21 protein-coding genes are annotated in these 22,743 nt (G+C 65.7%); 4 read left to right on the top strand and 17 right to left on the bottom strand.

The window, feature by feature from the left end; genetic code table 11:
- Positions 1–3: 3 nt before the first annotated feature.
- From ACV229_RS33550 to leuC, 15 genes are all read right to left on the bottom strand, one after another.
- Positions 4–498, bottom strand: a complete 495-nt coding sequence (locus tag ACV229_RS33550; RefSeq protein ID WP_448087385.1) for a CvpA family protein — start codon at positions 496–498, stop codon at positions 4–6.
- Positions 499–504: 6 nt separating this feature from the next.
- Complete coding sequence (locus tag ACV229_RS33545) at positions 505–1,353, bottom strand: SPOR domain-containing protein (protein ID WP_448087384.1); 849 nt, start codon at positions 1,351–1,353, stop codon at positions 505–507.
- A 29-nt stretch (positions 1,354–1,382) separates the two neighbouring features.
- The gene (folC, locus tag ACV229_RS33540; RefSeq protein WP_448087383.1) at positions 1,383–2,693 is read right to left on the bottom strand and encodes a bifunctional tetrahydrofolate synthase/dihydrofolate synthase; all 1,311 of its coding nucleotides are present in this window, start codon (positions 2,691–2,693) and stop codon (positions 1,383–1,385) included.
- Positions 2,694–2,795: 102 nt separating this feature from the next.
- The gene (accD, locus tag ACV229_RS33535) at positions 2,796–3,668 is read right to left on the bottom strand and encodes an acetyl-CoA carboxylase, carboxyltransferase subunit beta (protein ID WP_448087382.1); all 873 of its coding nucleotides are present in this window, start codon (positions 3,666–3,668) and stop codon (positions 2,796–2,798) included.
- Positions 3,669–3,740: 72 nt separating this feature from the next.
- Positions 3,741–4,556, bottom strand: a complete 816-nt coding sequence (gene trpA / locus ACV229_RS33530; RefSeq protein WP_448087381.1) for a tryptophan synthase subunit alpha — start codon at positions 4,554–4,556, stop codon at positions 3,741–3,743.
- A 44-nt stretch (positions 4,557–4,600) separates the two neighbouring features.
- Complete coding sequence (locus tag ACV229_RS33525; protein ID WP_448087380.1) at positions 4,601–5,452, bottom strand: DNA-methyltransferase; 852 nt, start codon at positions 5,450–5,452, stop codon at positions 4,601–4,603.
- A gap of 9 nt (positions 5,453–5,461) precedes the next feature.
- On the bottom strand, positions 5,462–6,655 hold the full coding sequence (gene trpB, locus ACV229_RS33520) for a tryptophan synthase subunit beta (protein ID WP_448087379.1): 1,194 nt from the start codon (positions 6,653–6,655) through the stop codon (positions 5,462–5,464).
- A gap of 61 nt (positions 6,656–6,716) precedes the next feature.
- Positions 6,717–7,415, bottom strand: coding sequence for a phosphoribosylanthranilate isomerase (locus ACV229_RS33515; protein ID WP_448087378.1), 699 nt, complete (start codon positions 7,413–7,415; stop codon positions 6,717–6,719).
- Positions 7,412–8,224: a tRNA pseudouridine(38-40) synthase TruA gene (truA, locus tag ACV229_RS33510; protein WP_448087377.1), complete on the bottom strand. Its 813-nt coding sequence runs from the start codon at positions 8,222–8,224 to the stop codon at positions 7,412–7,414. The genes ACV229_RS33515 and truA overlap by 4 nt, the downstream gene beginning before the upstream one ends.
- A complete protein-coding gene (locus ACV229_RS33505; protein ID WP_448087376.1) occupies positions 8,224–10,413 on the bottom strand; it encodes a FimV/HubP family polar landmark protein in 2,190 nt (729 codons plus the stop codon). The genes truA and ACV229_RS33505 overlap by 1 nt, the downstream gene beginning before the upstream one ends.
- Before the next feature lie 637 nt (positions 10,414–11,050).
- Positions 11,051–12,172, bottom strand: a complete 1,122-nt coding sequence (gene asd, locus ACV229_RS33500; protein WP_027791140.1) for an aspartate-semialdehyde dehydrogenase — start codon at positions 12,170–12,172, stop codon at positions 11,051–11,053.
- An 81-nt stretch (positions 12,173–12,253) separates the two neighbouring features.
- On the bottom strand, positions 12,254–12,373 hold the full coding sequence (locus ACV229_RS33495; RefSeq protein WP_017329997.1) for a hypothetical protein: 120 nt from the start codon (positions 12,371–12,373) through the stop codon (positions 12,254–12,256).
- 113 nt (positions 12,374–12,486) lie between these two features.
- The gene (gene leuB, locus ACV229_RS33490; protein WP_448087375.1) at positions 12,487–13,554 is read right to left on the bottom strand and encodes a 3-isopropylmalate dehydrogenase; all 1,068 of its coding nucleotides are present in this window, start codon (positions 13,552–13,554) and stop codon (positions 12,487–12,489) included.
- 70 nt (positions 13,555–13,624) lie between these two features.
- Positions 13,625–14,275, bottom strand: a complete 651-nt coding sequence (leuD, locus tag ACV229_RS33485) for a 3-isopropylmalate dehydratase small subunit (protein ID WP_448087374.1) — start codon at positions 14,273–14,275, stop codon at positions 13,625–13,627.
- Positions 14,276–14,286: 11 nt separating this feature from the next.
- A complete protein-coding gene (gene leuC / locus ACV229_RS33480) occupies positions 14,287–15,696 on the bottom strand; it encodes a 3-isopropylmalate dehydratase large subunit (RefSeq protein ID WP_448087373.1) in 1,410 nt (469 codons plus the stop codon).
- Between the two features lie 738 nt (positions 15,697–16,434).
- On the opposite strand from leuC, the gene ACV229_RS33475 reads away from it, so the two are divergent.
- Complete coding sequence (locus ACV229_RS33475; protein WP_448087441.1) at positions 16,435–17,154, top strand: GntR family transcriptional regulator; 720 nt, start codon at positions 16,435–16,437, stop codon at positions 17,152–17,154.
- 280 nt (positions 17,155–17,434) lie between these two features.
- Entirely contained in the window at positions 17,435–17,752 is a 318-nt protein-coding gene (locus ACV229_RS33470; protein ID WP_448087372.1) for a hypothetical protein, read from the top strand.
- Here the strand turns inward: ACV229_RS33470 and ACV229_RS33465 are convergent, their stop codons facing one another.
- Positions 17,753–18,700, bottom strand: a complete 948-nt coding sequence (locus tag ACV229_RS33465; RefSeq protein ID WP_448087371.1) for a LysR family transcriptional regulator — start codon at positions 18,698–18,700, stop codon at positions 17,753–17,755.
- Between the two features lie 359 nt (positions 18,701–19,059).
- On the opposite strand from ACV229_RS33465, the gene oxlT reads away from it, so the two are divergent.
- Both oxlT and ACV229_RS33455 read left to right on the top strand, forming a co-directional pair.
- On the top strand, positions 19,060–20,397 hold the full coding sequence (oxlT, locus tag ACV229_RS33460; RefSeq protein ID WP_448087370.1) for an oxalate/formate MFS antiporter: 1,338 nt from the start codon (positions 19,060–19,062) through the stop codon (positions 20,395–20,397).
- Between the two features lie 22 nt (positions 20,398–20,419).
- A complete protein-coding gene (locus ACV229_RS33455) occupies positions 20,420–21,337 on the top strand; it encodes a LysR family transcriptional regulator (protein ID WP_448087440.1) in 918 nt (305 codons plus the stop codon).
- A 134-nt stretch (positions 21,338–21,471) separates the two neighbouring features.
- On the opposite strand, the gene ACV229_RS33450 is transcribed toward ACV229_RS33455, so the two are convergent.
- On the bottom strand, positions 21,472–22,494 hold the full coding sequence (locus ACV229_RS33450; RefSeq protein ID WP_448087369.1) for a 2-dehydropantoate 2-reductase: 1,023 nt from the start codon (positions 22,492–22,494) through the stop codon (positions 21,472–21,474).
- Positions 22,495–22,743: the final 249 nt, after the last annotated feature.

The following is a 22,743-nucleotide window of genomic DNA, read 5'->3' as shown; positions in this document are numbered from 1 at the left end:
TCGTCATACGCGCACGTACTGGGCCATGCCGTCGGGCAGGAGCGATTTCAGCTCATGCACGCCCTGTTCGGCAAGCGGACGCAAAAGCGCATCGCGCCAGAATTCCTGTTTGGGCAGCTCGGTCAGCCCGGCCGCCGCGACCAGCAGCACCACCAGCACGGCGCCGCGCACGAGCCCGAACATCATGCCGAGCGAGCGATCGATGCCGCCGAGGCCCGTCACCTGCGCGATCCGCGACAGCAGTGCGTTCGCGACACCGGCAACGAACACGACGCCGATCACGAGCAGCGCGAACGCGAGCACCCACTGCGTCAGCGCGCCGCCCGGCCAGTTCGCCGGCATGTACGGCACCACGAGCCCGACGTAGCGGCTCGCGATCACGATCGCCGCAATCCAGCCGATCAGCCCGAAAATCTCTGAAACGAAGCCGCGCCACGCACCGCGCAGCGCCGACAACGCGATCACCGCCAATACAGCGTAGTCGAAAGCCGTCAGCATCGCGCGTTACTGGGTCAGCCCGGCTTCGCGCACTTTCGCGATCGCGGCGGACGCCGCCGCGCGATCCGCGAACGGACCCGCACGCAACAGTGTAGCCGCGCTGCCGTCCGCCTGCTTGCGGTGCTCGACATATGCGGGCACGCCCGCCGATTTCAACTTCGTGGCCCACGAACGGGCCGTCGCGTCATCCTTGAACGAACCGAGCTGCACCGCGAACCGCGCGCCGGCCGGCGACGACGGCGTCGCCGCATCGCCGCTGTCCGACGCGGTGTTCGCGACAGGCGCCGGTGCCGGTGCGGGCTTCGTCGCAGCCTGCTTGGGCGCGGGCTTCGGCGCGGCCGGCTCGGGCGCGACGCTCGCGGTCGTCGTGGTATCGGGGGTTGCCGCCGGCCTGGCAGCCGTCTTGCCGGTGTCCTTCGCGACCGGTGCGGGCGCAGCCACGGGCGCCGCAGCCACGGCCGTGTCGGATGCGGGCGGCTCGTCGTGCGCGACGCCCGCCTGCACGTCCGACGCGTCCTCGTCGCGCGGCGCAGCCGCCTGATGCGACGGCCGGTTCGGGATGTCGATCGAGATGTCGTCGGTCACCGGCTTCGGATGCGAGTCGAGCACCATCGGCAGCACGATGACGGCGGCCACCACCAGCGCGATCGCGCCGACGAGGCGCCGACGCGCGCGCTGCTTTTCTGGAAGGGTCGGATCGAGGAGCAGCGCGTCCGATTCCGGACGCTCGGTGCGGCGCGAGCGTCGCTCGACGCGCTCGGTACGCTCGGTGCGTACATTCCGGGAGGCCCCGGTGCGACCACCGCGCCGGGTGGGCGCGTCGTCGTCTTTTTTGCCGAACGAGAAAATTCCCATGAATGGCTGAGTCCGAAACTGCCCGTCAGTCAGTGTTGCTGCGATTTACGATAGGCCATCACGCCGGCTACCGTATGGAAACTGCCGAAAACCACGATTCTATCATTCTCCGATGCTCTTTTTAGTGCATCGCGAAACGCTTCGGCCGGCGACGCATATCGCGTGACGCTGGAATCCGGGCCGTCCTCGACGCCCGCGTGGCGCAGCGCGGCTTCGAGCTGCTCGGCGCTGGCCGCGCGCGGCAGCGGCAGGTCCGTCACGCACCAGTGGTCGATCTCGCCCTTCAGGTGGCGCAGCACGCCCTCGATGTCCTTGTCGTGCATCGCGCCGAACACCGCGTACGTGTACGGGAAGAAGCCCATGTTGCCGAGATTCTGCGCGAGCACGGCCGACGCGTGCGGATTGTGCGCGACGTCGAGCACGATCGCGGGCTTGCCCGGCAGCACCTGGAAGCGCCCCGGCAGCTCGACGTTCGCGAGCCCGAGGCGGATGTCCTGCGCCGACACCGGCAATACCGCGCGCAGCGATTCGAGCGCGGCGAGCGCGGCCGACGCATTGATCAGCTGGTTCGCACCGCGCAGCGCCGGGTAAGCGAGCGACGGATAGCGCTTGTCGCGGCCGAGGTAGCTCCACTGCTGGCGTTCCGCGCCGGGCTGCGCCTCGTAGCGGAAATCGCGGCCGACGAGCCACAGGTCCGCGCCGATTGCCTCGGCGTGGTCGATCAGCGTCTGCGGCGCGGCCGGATCGCCGCAGATCGCGGGCTTGCCGGGCCGGAAGATCCCCGCCTTCTCGAAGGCGATCTTCTCGCGCGTGTCGCCGAGGTATTCGGTATGGTCGATGTCGATGCTCGTGACGATCGCGCAGTCGGTGTCGACGATGTTGACCGCGTCGAGCCGGCCGCCGAGGCCGACTTCGAGGATCACCGCGTCGAGCCCGCGCGACGCGAACAGGTGCAGGATCGCGAGCGTCGTGAATTCGAAGTACGTGAGCGACACGGGCTCCGGCAACGACATGCGCGCGGCTTCGACGGCCTCGAAGTGCGGCAGCAGCTCGTCGTCGGCCACCGTCTGGCCGTTCACTCTCGCCCGCTCGTTGAATTCGAGCAGGTGCGGCGACGTGTGGCAGCCGACCTTGTAGCCGGCGCGCACGAGGATCGTCTCGATGAATGCGCAGGTCGAGCCCTTGCCGTTGGTGCCGCCGACCGTGATCACGGGGCATGCGAATTCGAGCTGCAGCGCCGCCTTGACCTGGCCGATGCGGGTCAGGCCCATGTCGATGCCGACCGGGTGCGCGCGCTCAAGATGCGAAAGCCACGCGTCGAGAGTAGGAAAAGTGCTCATCGGGTCAAACCGTCAATCGAGTCCGTTACGCCAAAAAACGAAGCGCGCCGCCCGGCCGCTGAGCCGGGCGACGCGCGTTCGGCATGCATGCCGTGCGCCGGGTCAGGCCAGCGCGTCGGCCGGCTGACGCTGCAGCAATGCGAGCAGCTGCGCGATCTCGTCGCGCATCTTGCGGCGGTCGACGATCATGTCGATCGCGCCCGTCTTCAGCAGGAATTCCGCGCGCTGGAAGCCTTCCGGCAGCTTCTCGCGCACCGTCTGCTCGATCACGCGCGGGCCCGCGAAGCCGATCAGCGCCTTCGGCTCGGCGATCACGACGTCGCCGAGGAACGCGAAGCTCGCCGACACGCCGCCCATCGTCGGGTCGGTCAGCACCGAAATGAACGGCAGCTTCGCTTCCGACAGCTTGGTCAGCATCGCGGTGGTCTTCGCCATCTGCATCAGCGACAGCAGGCTTTCCTGCATCCGCGCGCCGCCCGAAGCGGTGACGCAGATGAACGGCACGTGCTGCTCGAGCGCGTTCTGCGCGCCGCGCGCGAAGCGCTCGCCGACAACCGAGCCCATCGAGCCGCCCATGAACGAGAATTCGAAGCACGCGGCGACGACCGGCAGCGTGTGGATCGCACCGCCCATCACGACCATCGCGTCGGTCTCGCCCGTCTCGTCCATCGCTTCCTTCAGACGATCGGGGTACTTGCGGCTGTCCTTGAACTTCAGCGTGTCGACCGGCACGATCTCCTGGCCGATCTCGTAGCGGCCTTCCGGATCGAGCAGCCCGTCGAGGCGCTCGCGCGCGCCGACGCGCATGTGGTGATCGCACTTCGGGCAGACGTGCAGGTTCGCCTCCACGTCGTTGCGATACAGCACGGCCTCGCAGGACGGGCACTTGATCCACAGGCCTTCCGGAATGCCCTTGCGGCTTTTCGGGTCGGTCTGCTTGATCTTCGGCGGCAGCAGTTTGTCGAGCCAGCTCATCGTATGGTTTCCTGTTCCGTGGCGGGCCGGGCGACATGCGCCCGGGCCCGCTTTCATCTGTTGTTTATGCGCTTATGCGGCCGTCTTGCCCGCGCCGTCCAGCGCGGCGCGCAGCTCGGCGATGAACGCCTTCAGCGCGGCGACGGCGCCTTCCGGCGCGGCGCTCTCGAGGAGCTGCACCAGACGGCTGCCGATCACGACGGCGTCCGACACTTCGGCCACAGCGCGCGCCGTTTCGGCGTCGCGGATGCCGAAGCCGACGCCCACCGGAACCGGCACACGCGACTTGATGGCCGGGATTTTACCCGCAATGCTCGAAACATCCAGATTTCCGGCGCCGGTCACGCCCTTCAGCGACACGTAATACACGTAGCCGCTCGCGATCTTGCCAACGTCCGCGATGCGTTCGTCGGTCGACGTCGGCGCGAGCAGGAAGATCGGATCGATCTGCGCGGCGCGCATTTTTTCCGCGAACACGCCCGCCTCTTCCGGCGGGTAATCGACGACCAGCACACCGTCGACGCCGGCCGCTTGCGCGTGCTCGGCGAACGCGTCAACGCCCATCCGTTCGATCGGATTCGCGTAGCCCATCAGCACGACGGGCGTCTTCTGGTCGCGCTCGCGGAAGCGCTTCACGTCGGCGAGCACGCTCGTCAGCGTGACGCCGCGCGCGAGCGCGCGCTCCGACGAACGCTGGATCACGGGGCCATCGGCCATCGGGTCCGAGAACGGCACGCCGAGTTCGATCACGTCCGCGCCGCCGTCGGCGAGCGCGTGCATGAAGTCGACGGTCCTGGCGGGGTCGGGGTCGCCCGCGGTGATGAACGGGATCAGGCCCTTGCGGCCTTGTTCGGCGAGCGCGGCGAAGGTCTGCTGGATACGGGACATGGCAATTTTCCTGGATTCGTTCGGCGACACGGTGGCGGCGCGACTCACGCGCACGCCTGCGCTGCGAGCGCGGCAATGCGCTCGTGCGCGATCGCACAATAACTTTCGTTGATCTCGTAGCCGACGAAGTCGCGCCCCTGCCGTGCGCAGGCCACCGCGGTCGTGCCGCTGCCCATGAACGGATCGAGCACGCGGCCGCCCGGCGGGCAGCTCGCGAGCACCATCCGCTCGATGATCTCCAGCGGCTTCTGGGTCGGATGATCGACGCGCTCCGCGTGCTGCCGGTGCAGGCGCGAGACCGACCAGACGTCCTTCGGGTTGTAGCCCATCTCCAGCCACTTGCTGCCTTCGAACAGCTTGCGCGAGCGGGCCTTCTTCGTGTCGGCGTCGTACGGGATGCGGACCGGATCGAGATCGAAGTAATACGCCTTGGACACCGCGAAAAAGCCGATGTTGTCGTGCACCGACGTGAAGCGGCGCGTCGTGCCGCCCATGCTCGGCACGCGCCGGTCCCAGATGATCTCGTTGACCATCGTGAGCTTCGTCTTCAGGAAGCTGAAGATCTCCGGCGCGTACTGCCACGTACAGAACACGTACATCGACCCGGTCGGCTTGAGCTTCGGAATCGCCAGCTCCAGCCATGCGCGCGTCCACGCGAGGTGGTCGTCGCCCGAGCGCTTGTCCGAGTCGTTGCCGTAGTCCTTGCCGAGCCCGTACGGCGGATCCGCGACGATCAGGTCGATCGACGCATCCGGCAGGCGCGCGGCTTCGGTCATGAAATCGCGGTTGTGCAATTCGATGCCGGCGTGCAGCGCGCGCGGCGCGGCGACGGCGGCTTGCACCGCCTCCGCCTCGCTCGCGGCGCCGCCCGCCGGCTGTTCGATCAGGTCACGCATCGGTCGGGGTCAGAGCGCGATGCCCGATCGCTCGGCGACCGTGTGCATGTCCTTGTCGCCACGGCCCGACAGGTTGACGAGCAGGATCTTGTCCTTCGGCAGCGTCGGCGCGAGCTTCACGCCATACGCGATCGCGTGGCTCGATTCGAGCGCCGGGATGATCCCCTCGATCCGGCAGCAGTCGTGGAACGCCTTCAGCGCCTCCTCGTCGGTGATGCCGACGTACTGCGCGCGGCCGGTGTCCTTCAGCCATGCGTGCTCGGGGCCGACGCCCGGATAGTCGAGGCCCGCCGACACCGAATGCGTCTCGATGATCTGGCCGTTGTCATCCTGCAGCAGGTACGTGCGGTTGCCGTGCAGCACGCCCGGGCTGCCGGCGATCAGCGATGCCGCGTGATGACCCGTGTCGAGCCCGTCGCCGGCCGCTTCGACGCCGATCAGTTGCACCGACGCATCGTCGATGTACGGATAGAAGATGCCCATCGCGTTCGAGCCGCCGCCGACGCATGCAATCACCGCGTCCGGCTGCCGGCCCGCGAGCTCCGGCATCTGCACCTTGCACTCGTCGCCGATCACGCGCTGGAAGTCGCGCACCATCATCGGATACGGGTGCGGGCCCGCGACCGTGCCGATGATGTAGAACGTGTTCTCGATGTTCGTGACCCAGTCGCGCATCGCTTCGTTGAGCGCGTCCTTCAGCGTGCGCGAGCCCGATTCGACCGGCACGACCGTCGCGCCGAGCAGCTTCATCCGGTAGACGTTCGCGGCCTGGCGGCGCACGTCCTCGGAGCCCATGTAGACGACGCACTCCATGCCGAAGCGCGCGCAGATGGTTGCGGTCGCGACGCCGTGCTGGCCCGCGCCCGTCTCGGCGATCACGCGCTTCTTGCCCATCCGCTTCGCGAGCAGCGCCTGGCCGATCACGTTGTTGATCTTGTGCGCGCCGGTGTGGTTCAGGTCCTCGCGCTTCAGGTAGATCTGCGCGCCGCCGAGCGTGTCGCTCCAGCGCTGCGCGTGATAGATCGGCGACGGACGGCCGACGAAGTGCTTCAGCTCACGCTCGAATTCGGCGACGAAGCCGGGATCGTTCTGGAATTTCGCATACGCTGCGCGCAGTTCGTCCAGCGCGTGAATCAGCGTCTCGGCGACGAACGTGCCGCCATACGGGCCGAAGTGGCCGCGATCATCAGGAAGGTTGTACATGGTGTCACTCTCGATCGGACGGTACGCGGCCCGCTTTTCGGGCGCCGCGCACCGGCATGCATCACCCGGCGTCCGCTTCGCGCACTGCGCGTACGAACGCCGCCATCCGGGCGTGATCCTTCACGCCCTTTGCGCCCTCCACTTCGATGCCGCTCGAGACATCGACAGCGAACGGACGCAGCTGACGGATCGCGTCACCGACGTTTTGCGCGTTCAACCCACCACTCAAAACGGCCCGACGCGCGAGCTCTGCAGGAATAAGTGACCAATCGAAGACCTTGCCGCTGCCGCCGTAGTCCGGCACGAGGGTGTCGAACAGGAGGCCGCGCGCTTTCGAATAATGAAGTGCCGATTCTACCAAATCGGCCGATTGCGTCGAGGGGCCGACACGCACCGCGCGCAGCCACGGCAGCCGTGCCGCGCGGCCCAGCGCGTCGCATTGCTCGGGCGTCTCGTCGCCGTGGAATTGCAGCAGCGTGAGCGGCACGTCGCGCACGACCGCCTCGATCTCGTCGGCGGTCGCGTTCACGAACAGGCCGACGACCGACACGAACGGCGGCGCGAGGCGCGCGAGCTCGGCCGCCTGCGCGATCGTCACCGCGCGCGGGCTCTTCGGGTAGAACACGAGGCCGATCGCGTCCGCGCCGAGCGCCGCCGCGTGCAGCACGTCGTCGGGGCGCGACAGCCCGCACAGCTTGATGCGCGTGCGCGGCGGCAGGTCAGCCGGCGCGGATGCGGGAGAAAGCGCGTTGTCCGTCATGGTTGTGGATCCAGATCAGCCCAGACCCCGCTCCACGGCACGCTGCCGAGTTGTGCGGGCGGGACGGCGAATTCCGCCGGGTAGCCGACATGTGCAAGATACAGCCCATCGGCCATGAACGTGGGCGCCGCGCGGTTGCGGTCGCGCCCGGCCAGCACGTCCGCTATCCACTCGACCGGATAGCGGCCGCGGCCGACCGCGACGAGGCAGCCCATCAGGTTGCGCACCATGTGATGCAGGAACGCGTTCGCGCGGAACCTGAAGTGGAGGAAGTGGCCGGAGCGCCGGATATCGATCTGATACAGGTGCTTGACCGGCGTCTTCGACTGGCATTCGGACGACCGGAACGCCGAGAAGTCGTGCTCGCCGATCAGGTGCGCCGCTGCTTCGCGCATCGCGTCGTCGTCGAGCGGCGTGTGGATCCAGCCGGCCCGCCCGTCGAGCATCGGCGAACGCACCGGATGCACGTACAACGCGTAGTAATAGGTCCGCTCGAATGCCGAGAAACGCGCATGGAACGCATCCGGCATCGGTTTCGCCCATTGCACGGCAACCGTCGGCGGCAGGAACGCGTTGGTACCGCGAACCCACGAAAAATCCGCGCGGTCCAGTTCGGTCTCGAAATGCACGACCTGCCCGAGCCCGTGCACGCCGGTGTCGGTCCGCCCCGCCACCGTCGTGTGCAGCGGCGTCAGCGCGAATTCGGCCAGCGCGCGCTCGAGCACGTCCTGCACGGTCTTGCCATGCGGCTGCGACTGCCAGCCGCAAAACGCCGCACCGTCGTATTGGATCCCCAGCGCGATCCGCATCACGCTTCGTCCGCCAGTTTCGCCAGCAGCGCGTGCGCGTCGCCGCGCGTCGCGGCATCGTTCGCGTCGACGACTTCCTGCAACAGCGTCCGCGCGCCCGACAGGTCGCCCAGTTCGACGTACTCTTGCGCGAGGTCGAGCTTGTTGCGCGCGATGCGCGCGAGCTCGTCCGGCGTCAGCGCCGGCAGCACCGCGCCGGGCGCGGCCGGCAGGTCAAGGTCGAAATCGAGCTTCAGCGCGCCGAATTGCGCGCTGCCGAGCGGCGGCAGCGTCGGCGCAGCTGCCGGCGATGCGCCGTCATGACCGGACAGCGGGACATCCGCGTCCCATTCGAGGTCGTCCTCGTGGTCGGCCGAATGTTCCGGGGTCGGATGCATTACACCAATTGGCGGGCGGGGCGCGGATTGACCGTTAGTTGCGAATGGTGCGCCAACAGAAAGGTCTTGTGCCGGGGCGTCATCGGTCAGCGTCGACGTCACGTCTGTCGTGCGCGGCGGCAGCGGCATGTCGAGGCTGTTGAGCGCCGTGATCGCGTTGAGCAGAATCGCCTGCTGCGAGTCGGCGGGCTGCGGCGCGGACGGCGTGGACGGCGTGGACGGCGTGGACGGCGTGGACGACGCGGATGGCGCGGATGGTGTGGACAACTCGGGCAACTCGGGCAACTCAGGCAACTCAGACTGCGACGACGGCGCAGACGAAGCAGACGAAGCAGACGAAGCAGACGAAGCAGATTGCTCTGACGGCGTCGCCGTAGCGTCGGCGGATTGGCCTTCGACCGCACCCTCCGGGCCCGGCACGTCGTGCGTCGCACGATCCGCATGCGTCGGCTCGTCAGCCGGCACCGCATGCTCCGCTTCATGCGTGTCGTGCGTGTCGACCGTCTCCGCGGCAACCGCAGTCGCAGCGGCCAGATGCACGTCCGCTTCCGCATCGCGCGACAGCGGGGTTTCCGGCTGGATCGGCAATTCCGGCACCACAGACGGCGTCACGTGATCAGTGCCGGCAACACCCGATACAACTCCCGTTGCATCCCCCGTTGCTGCAACGTCGTCGCGCCGGGCTTTCCGGCGCTTGCGCCACATGAAGCCTGCGATCAACACCACGGCCGCCGCACCGCCCGCCGAAACCGCACGCCAGTCGATCTGCGCGCCAGCGCCCGTCGTCGACGGCGCCGCAACGGGTACGGCCGGACGCGCGGGCGCCGTCTCCGGCTGCGCCGCGCTCGCGGTCGCGCCGGTTGCGGCAGCCTCGCTCGCGGCGAGCGACGCATCGGATGCACCATTCGCGTTCGCAGCCGGGCTCGGCATGGCCGGCGCCTGCGCGCGGCCCGCGTCGGCCGCTGCGCGGTCGGTCGCGGCCGGCTTGCCGATCCCGTGTTTCTGCAGTTCCATCAGCACGCGGTTCTTCAGCGCGAGCAATTGCTGCAGGCTGGACGGTCGCGGCTGCGACGCGCCCGCGACCGGCGCCGCGGCCGTGGAAGCATTCGCGCCCGCCGGTCCGCCCTGCAGCGACGTCGTCGCCGCTTCGCTCGCCGACGAAGGCGCGGCCTGGATCGCACCGCTCCATACGTGCGGCCCGCTCGCGCCGGCCGGCGCTTCCGCCGACTGGGCGCCGGCGTCGGACGCGCCGTGCGCAGCGGACACGCCGACGGCAGACGACGCACCAGCCACCGCTGCAGCCGAAGCGTGTGCTTCGCCTGCCTGCACCGCATGCGCAGCGGATGCCGAAGGCGCGGCCGGTATGGCGGTCGCCGGATGCGGCGCCGACGCGGCATAGGCGGCGGACGCCACCGGGCCGGAAGCGGCAGCGGATGCGGCAGCCGCCCCCGCCGCGGCAACCGCCGTGCCCGTTGCATCGAGCGCCGGCACCGTCAGCGTCGCACCGACCTTCAGGCGGCTCGGATCGCGCTTCATGAACGCTTGCGGATTCGCGTCGAACAGCGCGCGCCCTGCCCGGGCGAGTACGCCGGGGTCGTGCGACTGCGTGACCGCGATCGCGAGATCGTTGAGGGACTGGCCGGGCCGGACCGTGACGGTGAGCGGCGCCGCGGAACCGGCATCGGCCGCCGCGGCGTCGCTGGCGCCGAACGCCCACGCGGATGCGGCGGTTCCGAGCGCAAGGATCGCCAGTGCGCTGCGCACCGCGCGCGCCAGCCGGGATTGACGCGGAAACAAGGAAATTCGGAACATCGTTGGCTCTATCGCCACGCTGGCGCGCGGCTCGGATTCTCGTTGAGAAGCGTCAAAAAAGTCACCGCAGAAATACAAAAGCGCCGCGCAGAACGCGACGCTTTCGGCTTGTCTGCGCGTCGTAACCGCGTAGTTTACTTCACGCGATCGGCTTCGGGCCGAATTCGTCCGCGGCGGCCCGTCGTCGCGACCCCGTTGCACGCGGCGCAGTCGGCTGCATTCCGGGCAGCCGGCAGGCTCGAGCGTCCAACCGCCGGCCGGAAAACGGCGCTTCGCCTGCCCGATGACGCGACCCGGGGCACCGCACCTGCGTTTTATAAATAAAACATCATCAATTGATGCAAATCCCTACATTGATCGACCGTGGGGAAAGAATGACGTGGCTTATACTTCGCGTCGCATCCTCTCCTCGTGCCAAAGGAATCGATGCAAGAAGGCCCCGGCCGCGCAAGCGGTCCGGGGCCTTCGCGTTTCGGGCGCGGGATCGCTGCGTGGCCGCCGCACCCCGCCGGACCGTCGCCGCGCGCGCAATGACATCTGGCCGGAAGCGGGGAATTCGGCCGCCGGAACGAAAAACGCCTGCCGCCCCGTCAAGGGCGTGCAGGCGTGTCGTGAATGCGCGGCAAGCCGCGCGACATCACTTGTCGAGCAGGATGCGCAGCATGCGGCGCAGCGGCTCTGCCGCGCCCCACAGCAGCTGGTCGCCAACGGTGAACGCCGACAGGTATTCGCCGCCCATCGCGAGCTTGCGCAGGCGGCCGACCGGCACTGTCAGCGTGCCCGTCACGTTCGCCGGCGACAGGTCGCGCATCGATGCTTCGCGCTCGTTCGGCACGACCTTCACCCAGTCGTTCGCCGACGCGAGGATGCCGTTGATCTCGTCGAGCGGCACGTCCTTGTTCAGCTTGATCGTCAGTGCCTGCGAGTGGCAGCGCATCGCGCCGATCCGCACGCACAGGCCGTCGACCGGGATCGAGCCCGGCTCGCCCATCGCCGGCTTGCCGAGGATCTTGTTGGTTTCCGCGCCGCCCTTCCACTCTTCCTTCGACATCCCGTTGCCGAGATCCTTGTCGATCCACGGAATCAGCGAGCCGGCGAGCGGCACGCCGAAGTTGCTGGTCGGCATCGCATCGCTGTTCATCGCGGCCAGCACGCGGCGGTCGATGTCGAGGATCGCCGACGCCGGATCGGCGAGCTGTTCCTTCACCGCGCCGTTCAGCGTGCCCATCTGCGACAGCAGCTCGCGCATGTTCTGCGCGCCCGCGCCCGATGCGGCCTGGTAGGTCATCGCCGTCATCCAGTCGACGAGGTTCTCGCGGAACAGGCCGCCGAGCGCCATCAGCATCAGGCTGACCGTGCAGTTGCCGCCGATGAAGTTCTTCGTGCCCTTGACGAGCGCGTCCTTGATCACGTCGAGGTTGACCGGATCGAGGATGATGACCGCGTCATCCTTCATCCGCAGCGACGACGCCGCATCGATCCAGTAGCCGTTCCAGCCGGCCGCGCGCAGCTTCGGGAACACGTCGTTCGTGTAGTCGCCGCCCTGGCAGGTGATGATGACGTCGCACTTCTTCAGCTCGTCGACGTTCGTCGCGTCCTTGAGCGTAGTCTCGTTTTTCGCGAACGACGGCGCCTTGCCGCCCGTGTTGCTGGTGCTGAAAAACACCGGTTCGATCAGGTCGAAATCGCCCTCTTCCTGCATGCGCTGCATCAGGACGCTGCCGACCATGCCGCGCCAACCTACGAGACCTACGTTCATGACTAACCCTTTGATGGAGCTTCCCCGCCATTTCCGTCCCCGCTGTGACCGCGCGGGGAAAAAGGCGGGCACGACGGACGATCAGCGTTTAATGATCGTTTTCGTGGTAATGGTTTTCGTGATGACGATGGCGCGCGTAACCGCACGGGCAGTGTTGCCGTGGGTTTTCAGGACCGGGGAGATCAGGGAAATCAGCGCCATCGCACGAGTCTACACAAAGCCGGTTGGCCGCACAACGGCCTACCGCGGGCGAACGGGCCGATTTTTGCCGGCCCCGTTCGCGCCCTATCTACATGATTGCCGTACCGCGACGCTTACAGCGCCGCGACCACCGCGTCACCCATCGCAGCCGTGCCGACCTGCTGGCAGCCCGGCGTCGCGATATCGCCGGTGCGGTAGCCCTGCTCCAGCACGCGTTTCACCGCACGCTCGATGCGATCGGCCTGCTCCGCGCGATTCAGCGAGTAGCGCAGCAGCATCGCGGCCGACAGGATCGTCGCGAGCGGATTCGCGATGCCCTTGCCCGCGATGTCCGGCGCCGAACCGTGCGACGGCTCGTACAAGCCCTTGTTGTTCTTGTCGAGCGACGCGGACGGCAGCATGCCGATCGAACCCGTCAGCATCGACGCCTCGTCGGACAGGATGTCGCCGAACATGTTGCCGGTCACGATCACGTCGAACTGCTTCGGCGCCTTCGCGAGCTGCATTGCCGCGTTGTCGACGTACATGTGCGACAGCTCGACGTCCGCGTATTCCTTCGACACGTCGATCATGATGTCGCGCCAGAACTGCGACGTCTCGAGCACGTTCGACTTGTCGACCGACAGCAGCTTCTTCGCGCGCTTTTGCGCCGCCTGGAACGCGACGTGCGCGATGCGGCGCACTTCCGGCTCCGAATAGCGCATCGTGTCGAAGCCCTCGCGCGCACCGGCGAACGGGCCGTCCGGCGCCGCACGCACGCCGCGCGGCTGGCCGAAGTAGATGTCGCCGTTCAGTTCGCGCACGATCAGGATGTCGAGGCCGGCGACCAGTTCGGCTTTGAGCGGCGACGCATCGACGAGCTGCGGATAGCAGATCGCCGGGCGGAAGTTCGCGAACAGCTCGAGATGCTTGCGCAGCCCGAGGATCGCCTGCTCGGGACGCAGCGGGCGCTCGAGCGAATCGTATTTCCAGTCGCCGACCGCGCCGAACAGGATCGCGTCCGCGTCCTTCGCGAGCTTCAGCGTCGCGTCCGGCAGCGGGTGGCCGCTCGCCTCGTAGCCCGCGCCGCCGACCGGCGCTTCTTCCAGTTCGAACGTCTCGTCGAGTGCGTTCAGCACCTTCACCGCTTCCTTGACGATTTCCGGACCGATGCCGTCGCCGGGCAGCACTGCAATCTTCATGCGTTATTCCTGACTGGGTAGGTTGTGTATGCGAAGCGGCGGACGCACGGCGTCCGCCCGAAGGACGACGTCAGCCGACCAGCTTGTTGTTCAGCCACGGCTGCTTCGCGAGGCGCTCGGCCTCGAACTGGCGGATCTTGTCCGCATGGCGCAGCGTGAGGCCGATGTCGTCGAAGCCGTTCAGCAGGCAGTACTTGCGGAACGCGGTGATCTCGAACGGATACTCGCGGCCGTCCGGCGCGCGCACGACCTGCGCGTCGAGATCGACCGTCAGCTGGTAGCCGTTGAACGCGTACGTGTCGTTGAACAGGTGATCGACCTGCTGCTCGGTCAGCACGATCGGCAACAGGCCGTTCTTGTAGCAGTTGTTGAAGAAGATGTCCGCGAAGCTCGACGCGATGATCGCGCGGAAGCCGTACTGCTGCAGCGCCCACGGCGCATGCTCGCGCGAGCTGCCGCAGCCGAAGTTCTTGCGCGCGAGCAGGACCGACGCGCCCTGGTAACGCGGCTGGTTCAGCACGAAGTCAGGGTTCAGCGGACGCTTCGAGTTGTCCTGGCCCGGCTCGCCGTGATCGAGGTAGCGCCATTCGTCGAACGCGTTCGGCCCGAAGCCCGTGCGCTTGATCGACTTCAGGAACTGCTTCGGGATGATCGCGTCCGTGTCGACGTTCTCGCGATCGAGCGGCGCCACGACGCCGGTATGCACAATGAATTTTTCCATGATCCGACTCGTTACCCCAGCTTGCGAATGTCGACGAAATGGCCTTCGATCGCCGCCGCTGCCGCCATCGCCGGGCTGACGAGGTGCGTGCGGCCGCCCGCGCCTTGCCGGCCTTCGAAGTTGCGGTTCGACGTCGATGCGCAGCGCTCGCCCGGCTCGAGACGATCGGCGTTCATCGCGAGGCACATCGAGCAGCCCGGCTCGCGCCATTCGAAGCCCGCTTCCGTGAACACCTTGTCGAGCCCTTCGTGCTCGGCCTGCGCCTTCACGAGACCGGAGCCCGGCACGACCATCGCGAGGCGCACGTTCGACGCGACGCGGCGGCCGAGCTTCTTCACGACGTACGCTGCGGCGCGGATGTCCTCGATGCGCGCGTTCGTGCACGAGCCGATGAAGATCTTGTCGACCTTGATCGCCTCGATCGGCGTGTTCGGCTCGAGCGCCATGTAGGCCAGCGCGCGTTCCATCGCGTCGCGCTTGACCGGATCCTTCTCGCGCTCGGGATCGGGCACGCGGCCGTCGATCGACGTGACCATCTCCGGCGACGTGCCCCACGTGACCTGCGGCACGATCTCGGCCGCGTTCAGCTCGACGACGCGGTCGAACTGCGCGCCGTCGTCCGACTTGAACGTGCGCCAGTATTCGACGGCCTGATCCCACTCCGCGCCGGTCGGCACGAACGGACGGCCCTTCAGGTAGTCGATCGTCGTATCGTCGACGGCGACCATGCCGGCGCGCGCGCCCGCTTCGATCGCCATGTTGCAGACCGTCATCCGGCCTTCCATCGTCAGCGCGCGGATCGTCGAGCCGCCGAATTCGATCGCATAGCCCGTGCCGCCCGCGGTGCCGATCTTGCCGATGATCGCAAGCACGATGTCCTTCGCGGTGCAGCCGCGCGGCAGCTGGCCCTCGACCTTCACGAGCATGTTCTTGCTCTTTTTCTGCAGCAGCGTCTGCGTCGCGAGCACGTGCTCGACTTCCGACGTGCCGATGCCGTGCGCGAGCGCGCCGAACGCGCCGTGCGTCGACGTGTGCGAATCGCCGCACACGATCGTCATGCCGGGCAGCGTCGCACCCTGCTCCGGGCCGATGATGTGCACGATGCCCTGGCGCACGTCGTTCATCTTGAACTGGGTGATGCCGAAGCTGTCGCAGTTCGCGTCGAGCGTGTCGACCTGCAGCTTCGAGACCGGATCGGCGATGCCGTGGCTGCGGTCCGTCGTCGGCACGTTGTGATCCGACACGGCCAGGTTCGCACTGATGCGCCACACCGGACGGTGCGCGATCTTCAGCCCTTCGAACGCCTGCGGGCTCGTGACTTCATGCAGCAGCTGACGGTCGATGTAGAGCAATGTCGTACCGTCGTCCTCGGTGTGGACCACGTGGGAATTCCACAGTTTGTCGTAGAGAGTCTGTGCCATGGGTATGCGGGGTCGTTATGACTTCAAGCCTTGCGGATGCGGTCGATTATGCCACGCGGATCCCGCTCCGGCACGAGTCGAATGCGAAAAAACCCATTAAAAACATGAGCTTGGCTGGTAGTGTCAATACCTGTATGAGCATTACCCGGCAAATGCGCTGCGCGCTTGACGGTGCGTCGCAAACGAATTTCGAGCCGGGGATCTTTGTCTGCACTCCTCCACGAGACCTCTGCGTCTCCGACTCACGCGATCGCGTCGAACAGCCGGCTGCCAATTCGACACCTTGCCGGCCCGACAGCACGCCGCGCAGCCTGGTCCGCCGCCGGACCGATGTCGCCGCCTTTCCGGACCGAATTTCACCTGCCGGTAGACAGAATTGCAGCGAGCCGATCGGGGAGCACCAACCGTGGTAACGTCTGAACATACCAAAGCGAATGTTTGTGATATATTGAATACCGAATATTGACGCTTGCGGCGATGCAGCATATGATTCCGTCGCATCACCATTCAGTCATTCGGGGCTACAAATGGAATATCTCTCTCTGGCGCTGCTCGCCATCGCTGTCGTGGGGCTGGGTTCCGCCGCTACAATTCTGCTGGCGCAGTCGATTCCGACATCCGTTGCAAGGCTGGCAGCGAAGCACGGCCGCTTTGCCAACCTGGGCTCGTCGAATGACGAGAGTGGACCGGCCTCGCCGACGGTACCCCGTAACGTACGTGTTCAACCAAAGTCGATCAATGTCGTCGGAACTTCAAACTGAAGCGGTGGCAGCGCCCCTTACGCTGGCGCTGCAGCCCATCAATCCAAGTGCCAGCCTGCGCGATCAGGCCTACGCGATGCTGCGCCAGGCCATTGCCGACGCAGACATCTACCGGTCGCGCGAAGAGATTCGCCTCGACGAGCGCGTGCTGAGCGAGACGCTCGGCGTGAGTCGCACGCCCGTGCGCGAAGCGATGACGCTGCTCGAGCAGGAAGGTTTCCTGCGCATGGTGCCGCGCCGCGGCATCTACATTGTGCGCAAGACCAAGCGTGAAATCGTCGAAATGATCCAGATGTGGGCGGCACTCGAAAGCATGGCGGCACGCCTCGCCACGCTCCACGCGACCGACGAGGAAATCGCGAAGCTGCGCCGCATGTTCGACACTTTCCGCGATGCGACGCCGGCCGAGCACATCGCCGAATACTCGGAAGCGAACATCGCTTTCCATCAGGCAATCGTCGAGTTGTCGAAGTCGCAGATCATTCTCGACACGATCAAGAACATATTCATCCACGTGCGCGCCATCCGGCGCATGACGATTTCCCAGAGCGATCGCGCATCGCGCTCGATCGTCGACCATCTGCGCATCATCGAAGCGCTCGAGCAACGCGACACCGAACTGGCCGAGAAACTCGTGCGCCAGCACTCGCTCGATCTCGCGGCGTTCGTCGAGGCGAATTGCGATTTTCTCGACTGACCTGACGGCCTGACCTGCCGCCAGGAGCCGATCCGCCGCGCCACCCCGCTCGGCGATTTCCGCTCGTTCCGACATCTCCGCGTCACGGCCTCCCTCGCCTCACCGCGGCGCCCCCCTCCGCCTGCCAGCATCGACTTTGCCTGCTGTCCACGACACCGTCCGCTTCCCGGATCGCCATACGGCACCTTGCGCCGGGACAAACGTTGCGACTCCCTCATATTGCATCTAGTATGTGATATATCAAATCCGTTGCAGGGGCGCGGGACCGCGAATGCCGCAGATGTCAAAAAATACCGCACGGGCAAGGATCGGTTTTCTTCTGACCGTCGTCGCCGCGCGCTTGCGCGCGTTTGCGGCCGTACACCGCCGACAGCGACGCGCGCGCTGCGGTTCGGTGCGGCGACGCAGCTGGGTCGTGCGAATCGAATTGCGCGACGATCTCTCGCACCCGTTGCTCGGCGGGGACTTCGTGCAACCTCTGGCGCTACGGGACCCCCGTCGCGACACCGTGCGCACGGGCGCCTATCGCAGCGGCGGCGGCTGGCGCTTTCGCGGTCGGATTCGGGACCATCGGAGATACCGCGCGATGCCGCGCTGACTATTGCTTGTGCGTGCTCAGTTCCTTCACGTGCGTGATCTCCTCGATGAGCCGCGCACCCTCTTCCAGCAGGAAGTGCTTGAAGGCCAGCGCAACCGGCGGCAGGCGCTTGTTCTTGCGATGCACGATGTACCAGTTGAACATGACCGGAAAGCCCTCGACATCGAGCACGACGAGGTTGCCCACCTGCAGTTCGAGGCTGATCGTATGCGCGGAGAGGAATGCGATGCCCATCCCGGCGATGACGGCCTGCTTGATCGTCTCGGTGCTCTTGATCTCCATTGCTATCTTGAGATTGGCGAGCCGTCCGGCGAATCCTTCCTCCATCGAATTCCAGGTGTCGGAGCCGCGTTCCCGCACGACGAACGCCTCGTTTTCCAACTCGCTCATCCCGATGTTCCGTTTGCTGGCAAGCGGATGGCCCGGTGCCGCGACGATCACGTAGGGGTGCGGGGCAAACGGCTCGCAGACCGCATCCGTGTCGTGCGGCGGACGAACCATCACCGCGAGATCGGTCTGGTTGGTCGCAAGTTGATGCAGCAATTCCTCACGGTTGTGCACAGACAAATTGAGCACGACACCCGAATATCGGTGAGCGAATTCGGCGAGCAGGCGCGGGAAGAAATAGTCGCCTGCGCTGATGACGGCGACATTCAGCTTGCCGCCTGCCACGCCCTTCAGCTGGCTCATCGCCTCGTCCACTTCGTGGAACTGCTGGATGATCGCGCGGCTGTAGTGAAGCATTTCAGTGCCGGCGGCCGTCAGGTAGATCTTCTTGCCGAGCTGCTCGAACAGCGGCAGGCCCGCGTGCTCCTCGAGCTGCCGGACTTGGGTGGAAACGGCGGGCTGGGTCAGATGAAGCTCTTCCGCAGCGCGCGAGAAGCTCAGGTGACGGGCCACAGTCTCGAACACCTTCAGCTGGCGGAGTGTGGCGTTCCTCATCGTCATGACCGATGTATAAGCGAATATGAATCCATATGGTAACAAACTTTAATTATCCGTTGTTCGGCATTGACCCTAGCATGGCTCTGCATAGGGAACGCCATTGCAGCAGTGCAAACATCGGGTTAACGCCTAGTCGCCAAGCCATGTCCGGCGGGGCTCTGCGAGAAATATCCCGGCGGCATTTGCATTAACGCATTAGCGGCTTCTTTACGACAAACACGCCGACTCTTATTTGGTCGACGCAGAGATCCGTATATTGATTATTACCGGAGGCAGTTTAATCCGCGCATAAATCCCGGGCGGAATAAATGCAGGCCCTATATCGATCCGCCCACTTCAAATAGATAGTGGAGACAACACACATGAAAGAAATCACGCAGCGCACACCGGCGCTCCCCTTTTGGGCAAATCGATGGGGTCAACTCGTCATCGGCATGCTATGCATGGCGTTGGTGGCAAATCTGCAGTACGCGTGGACGCTTTTCGTAGCGCCGATGAATGCGCGCCACCATTGGGACCAGGCATCGATTCAGCTCGCGTTCTCCATTTTCATCCTGACCGAAACCTGGCTCGTCCCGGTCGAGGGATGGCTGGTCGACAGATTCGGCCCGCGCCCTGTGGTCGCCGGCGGCGCGGTCTGCGCGGGTCTCGCATGGGTCATCAATTCGTATGCGACGTCGTTGCCGCAGCTCTATATCGCGGCGGTCATCGCGGGGATCGGCGCAGGCGGGGTGTACGGCACCTGCGTCGGCAATGCGCTGAAGTGGTTTCCGGACCGGCGCGGTCTTGCGGCCGGCTTGACGGCCGCGGGGTTCGGCGCAGGCGCCGCCGTCACCGTGATCCCGATCGCCAACATGATTTCAAGCGCCGGATACGAGCGAGCCTTTCTGTTTTTCGGCATCCTTCAGGGCACCTGCATTTTCGCGCTTTCACTGCTGCTGAAAAAACCCGTTGTACGCAAAGTGGCTGCAGTCAAGAAGAAATTCGCCGTGACAAAGGCGGACTACACGCCCGGGCAAATGATCAAGGCACCGGTCTTCTGGGTGATTTACGTTTCGTTTGTGGCTGTCGCTGCCGGCGGCCTGATGGCCACCGCGCAGATCGGTCCGATCGCAAAAGACTGGGGGCTTGCAAAAATGCCGATCGCGCTGTTCGGCATGACCTTGCCGTTGCTGACGGCCACGCTCTCGATCGACAACATCTGCAATGGCTTTACGCGTCCGCTGTGCGGATTCCTGTCGGACAAGATCGGCCGTGAAAACACGATGTTCCTGGTCTTCATCGGCGAAGGGCTCGCATTGCTCGGGCTCATGCGATACGGCACCAACCCCTACGCGTTCATGACGTTCGCGGCCATGATTTTCCTGTTCTGGGGCGAGATCTTTTCGATTTTCCCCGCGATCTGTGCGGACACGTTCGGCAGCAAGTACGCGGCTGCGAATGCTGGCACGCTGTACACCGCCAAAGGCACCGCTGCGCTGCTCGTCCCGCTCGCGTCCGTGTTGTCCGCAACGGGCGGCTGGAACGCCGTGTTCGTGACGGCGGCGGCGATCACGATCGCGGCCGGCATCTCGGCCAAGCTGGTCCTCGCGCCGATGCGCGCCCGCTGGATCGAAACCAGCAACGACGCACGGCACGAGCACGACATCAACGATATCAACGCTTCGCCCATGAGTTCGCTGGCCCGTGCCGATGACTGAACAGTCTCCATCTCGCCGCATCATGAATGTCACGTTGCAGCAACTGAGGGTTTTCGTCGCCGTCGCGCGTCGTCGGAACTTTACGCGCGCCGGATGCGAATTCGATTTGACCCAGTCAGCCGTGAGCCGTTGCGTGCGCGAGCTTGAAGATGCACTCGACCTCAAACTCTTCGACCGCACGACCCGCCATGTCGCACTGACAGCGGCGGGCACGAGCCTCGAGCGGCGAATCGGCCGACTGCTCGATGAAATCGAACTGACGTTGCACGAGGAGCGTGCCGCGCATGACGGTCAAACTGGCGTCGTGGCAATTGCGAGCAACCCGGCGCTCTCGTCGAGCTGGTTACCCGGGCATCTTGCGCGCTGCGCCGCGATGTTTCCGAACTTGATCGTCACGGTGCAGGACCTGCCTCAACCCGCAATCCTGACAAACGTCGAACGCGGCGAGGTCGATTTTGGCATCGTGTCGGACGCCGATGCGTTGCGAAGGGATACGCTGTACGCGGAAGTGCTTTTCTCGACGCCGCTCTGCGCAGTACTGCCCGATTCCCATCGGCTTGCGCAATGCACCACGCTCATGTGGAACGCGCTCAGCGACGCGCCGCTCGTCACGCTCGGCCCGGATGCGGGCATCATGCTGGCGGTCGAGCGGGCATTGAGCGCGCATCGCATGAAGGGCCGCCCAATGCAGGCACTGGGTCATGTTGCAGCCGTGCTGCGGATGATCGAACTGGGAATCGGCATCGGCGTGCTGCCCGTCGACGTGCATTGGCCGGCGCTGACAGCGCATCTCGTCGCGCGCCCGCTTCTCCCCGAAGTGACGGTGGCGACAATGCTCGTGCGGCGCCGGAACCGTTCGCTGCGGCCGAATGCGGAAGCGGTCTGGGCTCAATTCGCCGACAGAGGCGCGCACGCCTGCCACGCGGTGAACGCGTCCTAGGGGCTGTATACCTATCCTGGGAATACGCGAACGAAGGGCTGCCCGTTCATCGGCAATCGCCGCATTCCTCCACGGCTTCGTCAACCCATGTGCTGGAACCTGGTCCGCCACGCCGGACCAGGTTCCCGTTGCACTCAGGAAACGCTGAAAACTTCCTTCCGCAAACCGGAAACCGGCAGCGGCACCGGCTGCGCGATCCGTTCGCGGAGCTTGATCAGCGCCAGCACCGTATCGATCGTCGGCGTCGCCTGCCCGACGAGCCGCCCCATTTCCTGCACGACGGTAAGAAGCGGGTCGATCTCCATCGGACGGTTGGCTTCAAGATCCTGCAACATGGACGTCTTGTGCGCGCCGACCGCCCCCGCACCGTCGATTCGCCGTTCGACATCGACACGGAAATGCACGCCGAAGCGATCGGCGATCGCCTTGGCTTCAAGCATCATGGTTCTGGACACGGCGCGCGTCGCCGGATTGCTCGTAATGACGTCGAGCGTCGCATGGGTCAATGCGCTGATCGGGTTGAAGCACAGGTTGCCCCAAAGCTTCAGCCAGATCTCGTCACGGATGTTGTCGCGGACAGGCGCATCCAGATCCGCCGCAGTCATGATCTCATGCAGTCTCCGGATCCGATCGGTGCGCTCGCCGCTGGGTTCGCCGATTGGAAATTTCTTGCCGTACACGTGGCGAATCACGCCCGGCGCAACGATTTCGGCCGCCGGGTACACCACGCAACCGATCGCACGCTCCGGTCCGAGCCGTGCCCACTGCTTGCCGCCCGGGTCGACGCTGTCGAGCGTGGTGCCTGCGAATTCGCCGCCATGCTTGTAGAAGTACCAGTAGGGAATGCCGTTGACTGCCGTGACTATCGCCGTGTCGGGCCCCAGCAAAGGACGCATCAGGTCAACCACGCCCGGCACCGAATGCGCTTTCAGCGCAATGATCACGTAGTCCTGCGGACCGAGCTCGCGCGGATCCGACGTACAACGCACGTTGACGACGACGCGTTCGCTGCCGTCGACCTGCAAACGTACGCCGCGTGCCTGCATCGCGGCGAGGTGGGGGCCGCGAGCCACGAAACTCACGTCGGCGCCAGCGGACGCGAGCTGCGCACCAAGGTATGCACCGATGGCACCGGCGCCATAAACACAGATCTTCATCTGTCTCTCCTTGTTTGAAAGTCAGGAATGCTGTCTAACTGAAATGCATATTCACTTCAGATTGCGCGTTGCAAAGGTGTTCAGCATCATGCGCCGGTCGCGCGTGATGCTGCGATCGTGCTTCGCGCCGCGTGTCTTTTTCTCGGCTACGTCCCGGCGGGCATCAACTCGGTGCGGTGCCCCGCCAGCGCCTGTCGCACGAGCGGGCACATGGCATCGCTGTTTGCGGTATCGAACGCCGCCAGCAGT

Source organism: Burkholderia sp. MR1-5-21, from assembly GCF_053427715.1.
This window is presented reverse-complemented; position numbering and strand designations above follow the sequence as displayed.